The organism is Dyella sp. OK584, assembly GCF_057787755.1.
In genome coordinates, this window is sequence record NZ_CM173542.1 from 3,886,033 (window position 1) to 3,898,899 (window position 12,867).

9 protein-coding genes are annotated in these 12,867 nt (G+C 62.5%); 5 read left to right on the top strand and 4 right to left on the bottom strand.

The genetic code is table 11. The features are described 5' to 3' along the window. Positions 1-63: 63 nt before the first annotated feature. From AC3CBN_RS17540 to AC3CBN_RS17550, 3 genes are read left to right on the top strand one after another with little or no spacing between them, the layout of a single operon-like run. On the top strand, positions 64-3,303 hold the full coding sequence (locus tag AC3CBN_RS17540) for an efflux RND transporter permease subunit (RefSeq protein ID WP_488634273.1): 3,240 nt from the start codon (positions 64-66) through the stop codon (positions 3,301-3,303). After that, positions 3,293-4,483 carry an efflux RND transporter periplasmic adaptor subunit gene (locus AC3CBN_RS17545; RefSeq protein ID WP_488634274.1) on the top strand — a complete coding sequence of 397 codons (1,191 nt, stop codon included), beginning with the start codon at positions 3,293-3,295 and terminating at the stop codon, positions 4,481-4,483. The genes AC3CBN_RS17540 and AC3CBN_RS17545 overlap by 11 nt, the downstream gene beginning before the upstream one ends. 5 nt (positions 4,484-4,488) lie before the next feature. Further along, positions 4,489-5,979 carry an efflux transporter outer membrane subunit gene (locus AC3CBN_RS17550; protein WP_488634275.1) on the top strand — a complete coding sequence of 497 codons (1,491 nt, stop codon included), beginning with the start codon at positions 4,489-4,491 and terminating at the stop codon, positions 5,977-5,979. 103 nt (positions 5,980-6,082) lie between these two features. Here AC3CBN_RS17550 and AC3CBN_RS17555 read toward each other — a convergent pair whose 3' ends face one another. From AC3CBN_RS17555 to AC3CBN_RS17570, 4 genes are all read right to left on the bottom strand, one after another. Then, positions 6,083-7,612, bottom strand: a complete 1,530-nt coding sequence (locus AC3CBN_RS17555) for a SulP family inorganic anion transporter (protein WP_488634276.1) — start codon at positions 7,610-7,612, stop codon at positions 6,083-6,085. After that, on the bottom strand, positions 7,609-8,292 hold the full coding sequence (locus tag AC3CBN_RS17560) for a carbonic anhydrase (RefSeq protein ID WP_488634277.1): 684 nt from the start codon (positions 8,290-8,292) through the stop codon (positions 7,609-7,611). The genes AC3CBN_RS17555 and AC3CBN_RS17560 overlap by 4 nt, the downstream gene beginning before the upstream one ends. Positions 8,293-8,496: 204 nt before the next feature. Further along, positions 8,497-8,847, bottom strand: coding sequence for a hypothetical protein (locus AC3CBN_RS17565; protein WP_488634278.1), 351 nt, complete (start codon positions 8,845-8,847; stop codon positions 8,497-8,499). Between the two features lie 194 nt (positions 8,848-9,041). Beyond that, complete coding sequence (locus tag AC3CBN_RS17570) at positions 9,042-10,682, bottom strand: prefoldin domain-containing protein (RefSeq protein WP_488634279.1); 1,641 nt, start codon at positions 10,680-10,682, stop codon at positions 9,042-9,044. A gap of 212 nt (positions 10,683-10,894) precedes the next feature. Between AC3CBN_RS17570 and rnt the strand changes: the two genes are divergently transcribed. Both rnt and pstS read left to right on the top strand, forming a co-directional pair. Then, complete coding sequence (rnt, locus tag AC3CBN_RS17575; RefSeq protein ID WP_488634280.1) at positions 10,895-11,554, top strand: ribonuclease T; 660 nt, start codon at positions 10,895-10,897, stop codon at positions 11,552-11,554. Between the two features lie 206 nt (positions 11,555-11,760). Continuing rightward, the gene (gene pstS, locus AC3CBN_RS17580) at positions 11,761-12,774 is read left to right on the top strand and encodes a phosphate ABC transporter substrate-binding protein PstS (RefSeq protein WP_488636762.1); all 1,014 of its coding nucleotides are present in this window, start codon (positions 11,761-11,763) and stop codon (positions 12,772-12,774) included. Positions 12,775-12,867 lie beyond the last annotated feature (93 nt).

Genomic DNA, 12,867 nt, shown 5'->3' on the forward strand with positions numbered 1-12,867 from the left:
GATGTGACAGCTCCGCCGTCACGCCGTGGCGCCATGTGCGCCGACGCACCGCCGGAACATTCCATGCTTGGCCTTGTCCGCATTGCCCTTTCACGTCCGCTCACGTTCATCGTGCTGGCGATCGTCATCCTCATTGCCGGTCCGCTGGCCGCCGTGCGCACGCCGACGGATATCTTTCCCAACATCGGCATTCCGGTCATCAGCGTTGTGTGGACCTACAACGGCCTGCCGCCCGATCAGATGTCAGGTCGTGTGATCTATTACTACGAGCGTCAGCTCACCACATCGGTCAACGACATCGAGCACATGGAGTCGCAATCGCTGCCGGGCGTGGGCATCGTAAAGATCTTTTTTCAGCCGGGCGTGGACATACGCACTGCCACTGCGCAGGTCACCTCGATTTCGCAAACCGTGGTGAAGCAGATGCCACCCGGCATCACGCCGCCGCTGATTCTCAACTACAACGCATCCACCGTGCCGGTGCTGCAGATGGCGTTGTCGAGCAATGAGCTGACGGAAGCGAAGATCCGCGACATTGCGCAGAACTTCATGCGTCCGACGCTGATCTCCGTGCCGGGCGTGGCTATTCCCACGCCGTACGGCGGCAAGCAACGCCAGATCACGCTGGACCTCGATCCGCAGGCGCTCGCCGCCAAGGGGCTGTCGGCGCAGGACGTGGGTAATGCGCTGTCCGCGCAGAACCAGATCATCCCGGTGGGCACCGCCAAGATCGGCACATACGAATACCATGTGCAGCTCAACAACAGTCCCACGGCAATCGATGAGCTCAACGACCTGCCGGTGAAGACAGTCAATGGTGCCACCATCACCATTGGCGATGTGGCACATGTACGCGACGGCGCGCCGCCGCAGAACAACGTGGTGCGCGTGGATGGCAAACGCGCGGTGTTGATGCCGGCGCTCAAGAACGGCAATGCGTCGACGCTGTCTGTGGTGGCAGGTATCAAGCAGCTGTTGCCGCTGATCAAGGAAACCCAACCCTCATCGCTGAAGATTTCGCTGCTCAGCGATCAGTCCATCTTCGTGAAGTCGGCCATCTCGTCCGTGGCGCGCGAAGGCATCATCGCTGCACTGCTCACCTCGGTGATGATCCTGGTGTTCCTGGGTAGCTGGCGTTCCACGGTGATCATCGCCGTGTCCATCCCGCTGTCGATCCTTTCGGCCATCACGCTGTTGGCCGCGTTCGGCCAAACGATGAATGTGATGACGCTCGGTGGCCTGGCGCTGGCCGTAGGCATCTTGGTGGACGACGCCACGGTGACCATCGAAAACATCAACTGGCACCTCGAGCAAGGCAAGGACGTCCAGACGGCGATCATGGACGGTGCGAAGCAGATCGTGACGCCTGCTTTCGTTTCACTGCTGTGCATCTGCATCGTGTTCGTGCCGATGTTCATGCTCAACGGCATTGCCGGCTTCCTGTTCCGCCCGATGGCGCTGGCGGTGATCTTTGCCATGGCCTCGTCGTTCCTGCTGTCGCGCACGCTGGTGCCAACGCTGGCGATGTACCTGCTCAAGCCGCACCACACGCAAAACGGCAAGGGCGACCATCCGGAAGACACCTATATCAATCATCACGAAGGCGACCAGCCGGTGCCGCATCGCCGACCGACGGTGCTGGCGTGGCTGATCTCGCTACAGCAGCGCTTCGAACTTCGCTTCACCCACGTCCGCGATCTCTACTACGCCACGCTGAGCGTAGCCCTAGCCAACCGGCGGAAATTCGTGTTTGGCTTTCTCGGCTTCGTACTGGTTTCCTTCGCACTCGTGCCAATGCTTGGGCGCGACTTCTTCCCCGACGTTGACGCCGGCGCCATCGCCATGCATGTGCGCGCACCGATGGGAACGCGCGTGGAGGAAACCGCGGCGGAGTTCGATCATATCGAGGCGGCCATCCGGCAGGTGATCCCACCTGAGCAGCTGGAATCGGTGATCGACAACATCGGCTTGCCGCTCAGCGGCGTGAATCTGGTCTACAACAGCAGTGGCACCATCGGCCCGCAGGACGGTGACATCCAGATCGTGTTGAAGGAAGGCCACGGTCCCACCGCTGATTTCGTGCGCAAGCTGCGCGAGCGGCTGCCGCGCGAATTCCCGGGCAGCCAGTTCGCTTTCCTGCCAGCTGACATGAGCAGCCAGATTCTCAACTTCGGCGCACCTGCCCCGCTGGACATCTCCATCGCCGGGCGCGATCGCGAGGCCAACGAGAGTTATGCCATGCAGATCATGAAGGAGCTGCGGAAGGTGCCGGGTATCGCTGACGTTCGCCTGCAGCAAAGTTCGAGTTATCCGCAGCTCAACGTCAAAGTGAACCGCACGCGCGCCGACCAGCTGGGCGTCACCGAGCGCGACGTCACCAACAGCATGGTCGCGTCACTCGCCGGCAGTTCGCAGGTGGCACCGGCGTTCTGGCTCAATCCCAAGAGCGGCGTGTCCTACGCCATCGTGGCCGCCACGCCGCAATACCGCATGAATAGCATGGCCGATCTCGCCAGCATGCCGGTGACGCCCACCGGCAAGGGTGCCAGCCAGATTCTCGGAGGGCTCGCCACGTTCACGCGCGTACCCAGCGCAGCAGTGGTGTCGCACTACAACATCATGCCGGCCTATGACATCTACGCCACGGTGCAGGATCGCGACCTTGGCGCCGTTTCCGGCGATGTGCAAAAGGTGCTCGACCACTTCGCCGCAACACGCCCCAAGGGCACCGTGGTGAGTCTGCACGGCCAGGTCGGCACGATGAACGAAGCCTTTGGCGGCCTGATATTTGGTCTGGTCGGCGCCATCGTGATGATCTATCTGCTGATCGTGGTGAACTTCCAGTCGTGGCTTGACCCGTTCGTGATCATCACCGCCCTGCCCGCGGCACTTGCCGGCATCGTGTGGATGCTGTTCCTCACGCACACCACGCTGTCGGTACCCGCGCTTACCGGCGCCATCATGTGCATGGGCGTGGCCACGGCCAACTCGATTCTTGTCGTGAGTTTCTGCCGCGAACGCCTGGCCGAGCATGGCGACGCGATGAAGGCAGCGCTGGAAGCGGGCTTCACGCGTTTCCGTCCGGTCTGCATGACCGCGCTGGCGATGATCATCGGCATGTTGCCCATGGCGCTCAGCCAGGAACAGAACTCACCGCTCGGCCGCGCCGTAATCGGCGGCCTGCTGTTCGCCACTTTCGCCACCCTGCTGTTCGTGCCGGTGATCTTCAGCATCGTGCACGGCCGTGAGCAGGCGCAGGCGGCTCCCGATTCTTTGCTTGGAGATACCGTCCATGTCGCATGATGTCCATGCCGCCGCCACGCCGCAGCGCTTGCCCAAGGCGGGCAAGGCTCTGCGCGTAGGCCTGGTCCTGACCGTGCTCGCCACCATCGCGGGAATTTCAGTACGCGCTTACGACTACCACCGCGTGGTCAAGTGGACCGACGCCCAGGTCGTACCCAGCGTGCAGCTGATCACCCCTGAAACCGGTGCGGGTACTGAAAGCATGACCCTGCCTGGCCATCTGGACGCCTGGATCAGTGCGCCGATCCACGCCCGTGTGGGTGGTTACCTCAAGAGCTGGAATCACGACATCGGCAGCGAAGTGGCCGCCAACGAAACACTGGCGGTGATCGACACGCCGGAGCTGGACCAGCAGTTCGAACAGGCGAAGGCTGGGCTGGCGCGCGCCAAGGCCAACGCACGCCTGGCCGCGTTGACCGACAAGCGCTGGAAAAACCTGCTCGCATCCAATTCGGTGTCCAAGCAGGAGGCCGACGAAAAGGCCGGTGAAGCCGAAGCGGCGCAGGCCAATGTGCTGGCTGCGCAGGCCGATGTGGATCGCATCGCGGCACTGGAAGCGTTCAAGCACATCACTGCACCTTTCGCCGGCACAGTCACTGCCCGCCACACCGATATTGGCGATCTGATCAGCGCCAACAACGACAACAGCCAGGCCCTGTTCACCGTGTCGGACACCAGTCGCATGCGCCTGTATGTGGAAGTGCCGCAGAGTTATGCCGATGCGATCAAGCCGGGCATGAGCGTGCACCTGGACGTGCCCGATCATCCGGGCGAGCACTTCAGCGGCCATCTGATCGGCAACTCCGGTGCGGTCAACCGGACATCCGGCACCTTGCTCGCCCAGTTCGAAGTCGACAACACCAGGAACGCGCTTATGCCCGGCGCTTATGCAGAAGTGCATCTACCCATGGACAACACCCGCCGCATTGTCACCGTGCCTGCGACCGTGCTGATCTTTCGCGCGCAGGGTCCACAGGTGGCGGTGCTCGGCGCCGACGGCAAGGTGCAGCTACGCAACGTGCATATCGCGCTGGATCTGGGTGACCACCTGCAAATCGACCAAGGCCTGCAGCCGAACGACCGCATCGTCGATCACCCATCCGATTCGCTGATGCAAGGCGACCGTGTGCAAGTGGTCGAAACAGCCAGCACCTCTGCCGCGCAGGCGAAGCGGGAGTAGTGACGATGGCCCTTTCCTCTTTGCATCGTTCGATGCGGCATGTGTTGTCGCTCGCACTGGTGGCGGTGTTGCCGGCGTGCTCGCTGGCACCCACCTACCAGAAGCCAGACGTCGGCCCGGTGCCTGCATCGTTCGCTGGACAGACGCAGGATGGACTCTGGTCCCCGGCGCACCCGGCAGACACTGCATCGCGCGGTCCCTGGTGGTCGGTGTATGGCAACGCGGAACTGGACCGATTGGAAAAACAGCTCGACAGCGCCAACCCAAGCCTCTCGGTAGCGCTGGCTCGCTATGACGCCGCGCGCGCCCTGGTCGGTGAAGTGCGCTCGGATCTCTATCCGCACCTGGGCGTTGGCGCCAGCGACCTGCGCAATCGCCAGTCCAACAATCGCCCGCTGCGCGGCAGCGACCAGCCCAACGAATACAGTGCCGATACGATTGGCTTCGGCGCAGCGTACGAACTGGATTTGTGGGGCCGCGTGCGCAACGAGGTTGCCGCCGGCAAGGCGGATGAGGCCGCTGCCGCCGCCGATCTGGCGTCCGTGAAGCTGAGCCTCGAAGCACAGCTGGCTGACCTCTTCATTCGCCTGCGCGGTTACGACGTGCAGGACCGCATCCTCAAGGACACACTCGACGCGTACCAACAGGGCCTCGACCTGACGCAGCGGCGCTTCCAGGGTGGTGTCGCCTCTGGCCTGGACGTCAGCCGTGCAAAGACACAGCTTTCTGATGCGATGGCGCAGGTTTCCGAGGTGGAAGCGCAACGCGCACTTACCGAGCACGCCATCGCCAGTCTCGTGGGTGAGCCGGCTTCAAGCTTCGAGCTCGTCACGACCGATGCCGCGATGCCGGTGCCCGCCATTCCGCTGGGCGTGCCTTCGACCCTGCTGCAACGGCGTCCAGACATCGCCTCCGCCGAGCGACGCGTGTATGCGGCCAATGCGCAGATCGGCGTGGCTCGTGCGGCGTTCTTTCCGCGCCTGAGCCTTGCCGCCGCTTATGGCTGGCAGGATACGGGCATGGGCGCTTTGCTCACGGCGGGCAATCGCTACTGGGCTCTGGGGCCCGAGCTTGCCATGAGTTTGTTCGACGGCGGTTTGCGTCGCTCACGCGTGCAGGCGGCACAAGCCAATCTCGATGCGGCGGCGGGCCAGTATCGTCAAATCGTGCTCGCCGCATTCCAGCAGGTGGAGGACAACCTCACCCTGCTGCAGCAACTCGGCAAGGAAGCGCACGAGCAGGACGATGCCGCCAGCTCCGCGCACGATTCGCAGACCATCGCCACCAACCGCTATCGCGAAGGCGCGGTCAACTATCTCGATGTGGTCAGCGCGCAAACGGCCACCCTGCAGGCCGAGCGCAGCGCCGAGGAGGTACGCACACGTCGACTGCAAGCCAGCGTGGATCTGATCCGTGCGCTTGGCGGTGGTTGGGACAGTGCTCAAATGCCCGACGGCGATACCGCCATGACCAACCGCACAACCCGGGCCCGCTAACGCGACGGACCTACCACCGTCGTGCCCGCCCGGGGCCATCGAACCTGTTCACATGCGGAGAGAGGGGGAGGCCGTGAACAGGTTCATTGCACGAGCCGGGCTCCTACGCGGCCCGTCGCGTGCCCTCGACCCGCTGGTTGAGCTGCTGCCAGTCCACCACCAGCTCGCAACCGCGCGCAGAGGCATTGCGGCCCCACTCACGCAGCAATTCCAGACAGGCCTGATCGACGTGGTGAAGACGATCCACCACCAACTGCACACGCGTGTTCGGTGGAACACGCTCAAGCGTGCGCGCCACCGACGGCACACGCAGGAACGTGGCCGAACCTTCCAGGCGCAGTGATGCCGTACCCGTTTCGTTATGGTGATCCAGCCCCACCTTGAGCCGGGACGAATGCAGCGCGAGACGGAACAGCGACAGCGCAAATCCAACCAGCACACCAGCGAGCAGATCCGTCGCGACAATCGCTACCGTGGTGCCCACATAGATCCATGCCGTGCCCTTGCCATACACCGCCAGCGCTTTCACCTGCTGGAAATTCACCATCTTGATGCCCGTGTAGACGAGGATGCCCGCAAGACACGCCACCGGCGTCATGCGCATCAGCCAGGGCAGCAGCAACGCGAACACCAGGATCCATGCACCATGCAGAATGGTCGCCATGCGCGTGGCCGAACCCGCCTGCACATTCGCAGCGCTGCGCACGATCACGCCGGTCATCGGCAGCGCGCCGAGCAAACCGCACAGCATGTTACCTATACCCTGCGCAGTGAGCTCGCGGTCGTACCGTGTGCGCGCACCATCGTGCATGCGATCGACCGCCGCCGCCGAGAGCAGCGTCTCAGCGCTGGCGATGAAGGCGAACGTCAACGCCGCGATCAGCATTGACGGTTCGAGCAAACCCGCCAAGCCACTCCAGCCCGGCATCGACACCGCGGCCATCAGGTTGGATGGCACATCTACCTTCTTCACCGACAGGTCCATCACCTGCACCGCAGCCGTCAAAGCGACCACGGCAAGCAAAGCACCGGGCACGAAACGCAACTTGGCCGGACGCAACTTCTCCCAACCCAACATGATCGCGATGGTGACGACGCCCACGGCCATGGCCGTCAGGCTGCCGCCCTCGCCTTGCACTGCATCGATCACTGCGCCTGGCAGCGCTGCGAAATTCTCCAAACCGCGTGCTTTGGGCACGGCATCGATCAGCACATGCAGCTGTGAGGCCACGATCAGCACACCGATACCGGACAGCATGCCGGCCACGACCGCCGGCGAACACATGCGAAACCACACACCCACCCGGCACAAACCGGCGGCGATCTGGATCAGTCCGGCCAACAGAACTACCGGACCCAACGCCATGACGCCGTGCTCGCGAACAAGCTCGAACACCAACACCGCGAGGCCCGCAGCAGGACCGCTCACCTGCAAAGGCGAACCCGCGATGGCACCGACCACCACGCCACCGATAATGCCAGTGATCAGGCCAGCAGCCGGCGGCATGCCCGAGGCGATGGCGATGCCCATGCACAAGGGCAGCGCCACCAGAAACACCACGATGGAACCGAGCAGGTCTCGGCCGAACCATCCCTGCAAAAAATAACTGCGTATCACGATCGTATTCCTCACGCAGCCGACGACGCAGGCAACGAGAAACGCGCATGCGGGGTGGCTTCAGGCATCTTGCCCTTGCCCGGCTCAAGCAATACGAAGCGGCCACGCTGTGCATCGAACGCCTTCAGCTCCGCGTGCGCGATGTCGTAGACCCAGCCGTGGATGCTGAGCTGACCACTCGCCAGCGCCGCAGCCACGGTTGGCAACGTTCGCAGGTGCTCCAGTTGCCCCACCACGTTCTCTTCCGTGAGCCGCGCCAAACCACCAGCGCCATGCAGGCCCGGGCCGTTCTGTTCCACCACGTAGCGCGCCACATCGGCATGCTTCATCCAGGCAGCTACCGAAGGCATGTCCTGCACCAACTCAGGGTGTTGCAGCGCCTTCATCGCACCGCAGTCGGAGTGCCCGCAAATGACAATGTGCCTGACCTTGAGCACTTTCACCGCGTACTCGATTGCAGCGACCACACCGCTCACGTGCTGGGCATAGGGCGGCACGATGTTGCCGATGTTGCGATAGACAAACAGCTCGCCAGGCTGCGACGAAAATATCATCTCTGGCATCACGCGGGAGTCGGCGCACGTGATGAACATGGTGCCGGGACTCTGGCCATCGGCCAGCTTGCGGAACACCTCGCGCTGTGCGGGAAAAACTTCTTTGCGGAATTGTTCGAAACCTTCGATCAAACGCTTCATGCGAATACTCCAGACAAAATTCGGGTGCGACGCCGGTGGCGCGTGACGCGCCATGAGAGGCATCGGACAAAAAGTGGGTGAATGGCCGCGACGGGACGCGAACACGCAAGGCGTTCGTAGCGGTCAGAGGCTCACGAGCAGGCACGCTGGTACGGCAGGCACGCTATTGGCGCGTGCACGCACAGACCAAATAGGCGTCTGCGATCAGGCGGCTTCGGGAGGACGCAGCAGCCGGGCGGAAGCGTACTGGCCTACGTCGTAGGGGCCAGTAGCGGGAGGCTGAGAGGGCAGCGAAGCCCACAGGCGGGGCGTATTGAACGGATGGAGGATGTCGTCCATGCCGCCGCTGTTGTCGTCGAACGTGCATTGGCCGGAATAGTCGGCATCGGCATCGCTCTGAAAATCGTCGGCCATGGCCGAGATCGTCGTGACCTCATCACCCATCGGCGCAGAAGACGCCTGTATCGGCCGCACGGGCGCGCCGATCAGCAGCAACAGGCCGAACAGACACGACAGAAAAGCGGCGAAGGGGGAGTGGGAGCGACGCGAGGTCATGCGAGAAAACTAGCGGAAAACGGCCATGAATCGCAAGTGTTTGCGATGATGCCAGTTCAATTCAACCGCACGAGGTCAGGCAACGTTTAGCCTTCCATCGCGTTGCTCACGAAAAACAAAAACAGAAACGGCGGGCAAAGCCCGCCGTTTCTCCATCCTTGGGTCGAACTCCTTTCCTATAATCGTGCAGTTGCTTAGAACGGGTAGTAACGGAAGCTGGTGAAGAACATGTCTTCCTTGGCCTTCGGCGAAGCCGCGCCATTGGTCAGCACGCCATTGACGAAGCCCTGGCCAGCAAATGCTTCCTTCTCGGTGTGCGAGTACTGCGCACCAAACTGCATCTTGCCGAACTTGCCCTGGTAGAACTTCCACCAGAAGCCAGCGGTGCCCTGCCAGATGTCCTTGGCGTTGCCCACGCAGGTAGCCGCAGCGGCACCCGCCGTGTCGCAACCACTGTTGTTGTAGGCCGGGTTGCCGTAGCCGAGCTGCACCAAGCCAGCGTTGTAAGCGGTGAAGTCCTTCTTGCTGGCCGATTCGCGACCGCCGAACAGATAGACGTCCACGTCGGAGTTGGCGTGCCAGGTCAGGCCGGTCAGGATCATGTTTTCCTTGATCGGAGCGAGGTTGCCGTTCGGGCTGAAGGTCACGTCAGACAGCTGGGCGCTGCCGTAGCGGCCGATGCCCTTGCCCGACATGCCGGAGATCTGCCAGTCGAGGGTCTTGTCGATGAGCGGCAGGATCGCGCCCAGACCCCAGCCGCCGCCCCACGAATCGTTGTTCTGATAGTGGCCGTTAACGGCGTAGCGGTTGTAGAAGGAACGGCCGAGGCCGAACACTTCATAATGGCCGTAGCCCGGATCGGCGGCGAACTTCACGATCACATCAGGGATGTGGTTGAGCGAAAGCGTGTTGGCAGAGTCGAAGCCAGAGCCCGCGGTAATGTTGTAAGCCGTCTGCTGCACCGGCGCCTTGGCCTGGTTCGGGCTGTTGTAGAACGTGGTCTGCGGGTTCTCGAGCGAGATACCCAGCCAGTACTTCTTGTCCCAATCCTTGACCAGGCGGATCTGAGCCTGACGGGCCCAGGTGAAGCCCGGGATGTACTGCGCGTCGATCTGCGGCGGCATCTGCTCGGTGCGCGGCATGATGCCCTTGCTGTTGAGCGTGAGCAGCGACCAGTTCTGGCCGGCCAGCAGGTGCAGGCCCGAGGTATCCCAATCGGAGGTCAGGTACACGTTGCGCATACGCGGGTTGAACGAGTTGCTCTCGTTCGAGTTCGCCGTCTGGGCGCCGCCCAGGAAGTCCATCTCGATGTAGCCGGCCAGGTGGGTGGTCGGATTCACGTCACCCTGCGCGAGGGCCGACAGGCGGCTCTGGCGAGCGCTCAGACGGAACTCGGCCATGTGGGCCGTCTGCACGTTCTTGTACGGAATCGCGCTGTAGTTCGAAGCGATGTCCGCGCCTTCCTGGGCCGAACGGTAGATCGACTCAGCAGCAAGGAAGCCGCCCAGCGTGATGTTCACGCCCTTGTAGGCGATCTTGTCGGCCGACTTCTTGACCGTTGCGTCGGTCGTGGCGACCTGCTTCTGCACCTGCTCCACGGCCTGGCCGGTGGAAACGTTGATGTCAGACTGGGCATCGGTGCGCTGTTCCAGCTCGACGACCTTGGCCTGCAGTGCCTGCAGCTGGGCCTTCAGCGCTTCGATCTCGGCGCTCTGGGTAGACTGTGACGTGCTGGTCTTCGAGGTCGACTTTGCCGCGGCCGGGTCGGCCATGACGTGGAAGCTGGTAACGCCCAAACCGGCAGCAACGGCTACCGCGAGCAACTTGGAACGCATGGATATTCTCCGCATGTAGGTAAGAATCACCTGGACCGCCCCCTTTCGATCTCCGGCTGTCCAAGCACGATCGAAGCGCAGGATGCGGCTGCGTCTTTACCGTTACATGCACGTTATGTGACATAACAAAGACATTCGCCCGCGAACGTTCCTAACGGACACGCAACACTCGCCCTGCCCGGCCCTGACGCACTGGCTGGTATGCTTTGGCGATGGAAAATCTCAGCAACAGCATGGCCGGCCGCATGGCCGAGCGATTCCGCGGATTCCTGCCGGTGATCGTGGACGTGGAAACCGGCGGCTTCGACTCTGAGCGCGACGCACTGCTGGAAATCGCCGCTGTCATATTGCACATGACCCCCGAGGGCTATGTGCAACCGATGCCCGCCGTCGCTGCCCATGTGCATCCGTTTCCCGGCGCCAATATCGATCCGCGCGCACTGGAGATCACCGGCATCGATCCGGACAATCCGCTGCGCGGCGCGCTGGACGAACGGCTGGCGCTCGATCACGTGTTCAAGCCGATCCGCGATGCCATGCGCGACATGGATTGCCAGCGCGCGATCCTGGTGGGCCACAACGCGGCATTCGACCTGGGATTCGTCAACGCCGCCGTACGGCGCGTCAGTCACAAGCGCAATCCATTCCACCCTTTCAGCTGCTTCGATACCGCCACGCTGAGTGGCCTGGCCTTTGGCCAGACGGTGCTGAGCAAGGCCGTGCAGGCGGCCGGCATTCCTTTCGATACGCGCGAGGCGCACTCGGCTATCTACGACGCCGAACGCACCGCGGAATTGTTCTGCACCATCGTCAATCGTTGGCGTCGCCTCGAGGTGTTCGAGCGCGAACAGATCGGTGTTGAGTCGATGTAAAGAGGAAACGGGGCTCATCGCCGGTTTCGCCGGCACCCCTTAATTCCTTTTTTATCAGCGCCATATGACAGTCGACAGTAAATTGTCATATAGCTGAAACATTTAACTCATTTCATTGCAACACGGCGCGCATGAAATAACGGCGGGCGGGAATCCCCCGAGACCCTTATCGCTAAGGAGCAACCGTGTTGACCTCAACCAAATCCATGTCTCGCATCGGCACGACCGCTGTGTTCGCTGCGGCTTCGCTGTTTGGCATGTCTGTGCATGCCACCGACATCACCGGCGCCGGTTCGAGCTTCGTCTATCCGGTGCTCTCGAAATGGTCCGCGGGCTACGCCGAGAAAACCGGCAACAAGCTCAACTACCAATCCGTCGGCTCGGGCGCCGGCGTGGCGCAGATCAAGGAAGGCACCATCGATTTTGGCGCCACTGACGCCCCGGTGAAGGCCGAAGACCTCGCACAGTTCGGCCTGGGCCAGTTCCCGGTCGTGGTGGGTGGCATCGTGCCGGTAGTCAACATCAACGGCATCGAAGCCGGCCAGATCAAGCTGGACGGCGCCACGCTCGCCGACATCTTCCTCGGCAAGATCACCAACTGGAACGACCCGAAGATCGCCGCGATGAATGCCGGCGTGAACCTGCCGGCCGGCAAGATCACCGTTGTGCATCGTTCGGATGGTTCGGGCACCTCGTTCAACTTCACCAACTACCTGTCCAAGGTGAATCCGGAGTGGGCGAGCAAGGTGAAGTTCGGCACCGCCGTTGATTGGCCGACCGGTGTGGGTGGCAAGGGTAACGAGGGCGTCTCGCAGTACGTCAAGCAGATCAAGGGTTCGATCGGCTACGTCGAATACGCCTATGCAGTGAAGAACAAGATCAGCTGGGTGAACCTGAAGAATGCCGCTGGCCAGGTCGTTGCACCGAGCGCCGAAGCCTTCGCCGCCGCCGCCGCTACCGCCGACTGGAGCAGCGCCAAGGACTTCAACCTGATCATGACCAATGCCCCGGGTGCGCAGGCTTGGCCGATCACGGCCACCACCTGGGTGGTGATGTACAAGAAGGCGAAGAACGCCGAGCACACCAAGGTGGCGTTCGACTTCTTCAAGTGGGCGCTGGAGAACGGCCAGAAAGACGCCGCCTCGCTCGACTATGTCGCGCTGCCGGACACCTTGGTCAAGAAGATCGAGGCGTACTGGAGCACCGAATACAAGCACTAAGGCTCGCGTCTCGACAGTCACGCTACGGCAACCGTCGAGGCCTACCCTGAACGCTTGATCGCACGGCATGGGCCGCCCGACTCACCTCGGGCG

Excerpts from the sequence above, each read along its gene's own strand:
- AC3CBN_RS17540 (WP_488634273.1), top strand. The coding sequence starts at position 64 with ATGCTTGGCCTTGTCCGCATTGCCCTTTCACGTCCGCTCACGTTCATC.
- AC3CBN_RS17545 (WP_488634274.1), top strand. The coding sequence starts at position 3,293 with ATGTCGCATGATGTCCATGCCGCCGCCACGCCGCAGCGCTTGCCCAAG.
- AC3CBN_RS17550 (WP_488634275.1), top strand. The coding sequence starts at position 4,489 with ATGGCCCTTTCCTCTTTGCATCGTTCGATGCGGCATGTGTTGTCGCTC.
- AC3CBN_RS17560 (WP_488634277.1), bottom strand. The coding sequence starts at position 8,292 with ATGAAGCGTTTGATCGAAGGTTTCGAACAATTCCGCAAAGAAGTTTTT.
- AC3CBN_RS17565 (WP_488634278.1), bottom strand. The coding sequence starts at position 8,847 with ATGACCTCGCGTCGCTCCCACTCCCCCTTCGCCGCTTTTCTGTCGTGT.
- AC3CBN_RS17570 (WP_488634279.1), bottom strand. The coding sequence starts at position 10,682 with ATGCGTTCCAAGTTGCTCGCGGTAGCCGTTGCTGCCGGTTTGGGCGTT.
- rnt (WP_488634280.1), top strand. The coding sequence starts at position 10,895 with ATGGAAAATCTCAGCAACAGCATGGCCGGCCGCATGGCCGAGCGATTC.
- pstS (WP_488636762.1), top strand. The coding sequence starts at position 11,761 with ATGTCTCGCATCGGCACGACCGCTGTGTTCGCTGCGGCTTCGCTGTTT.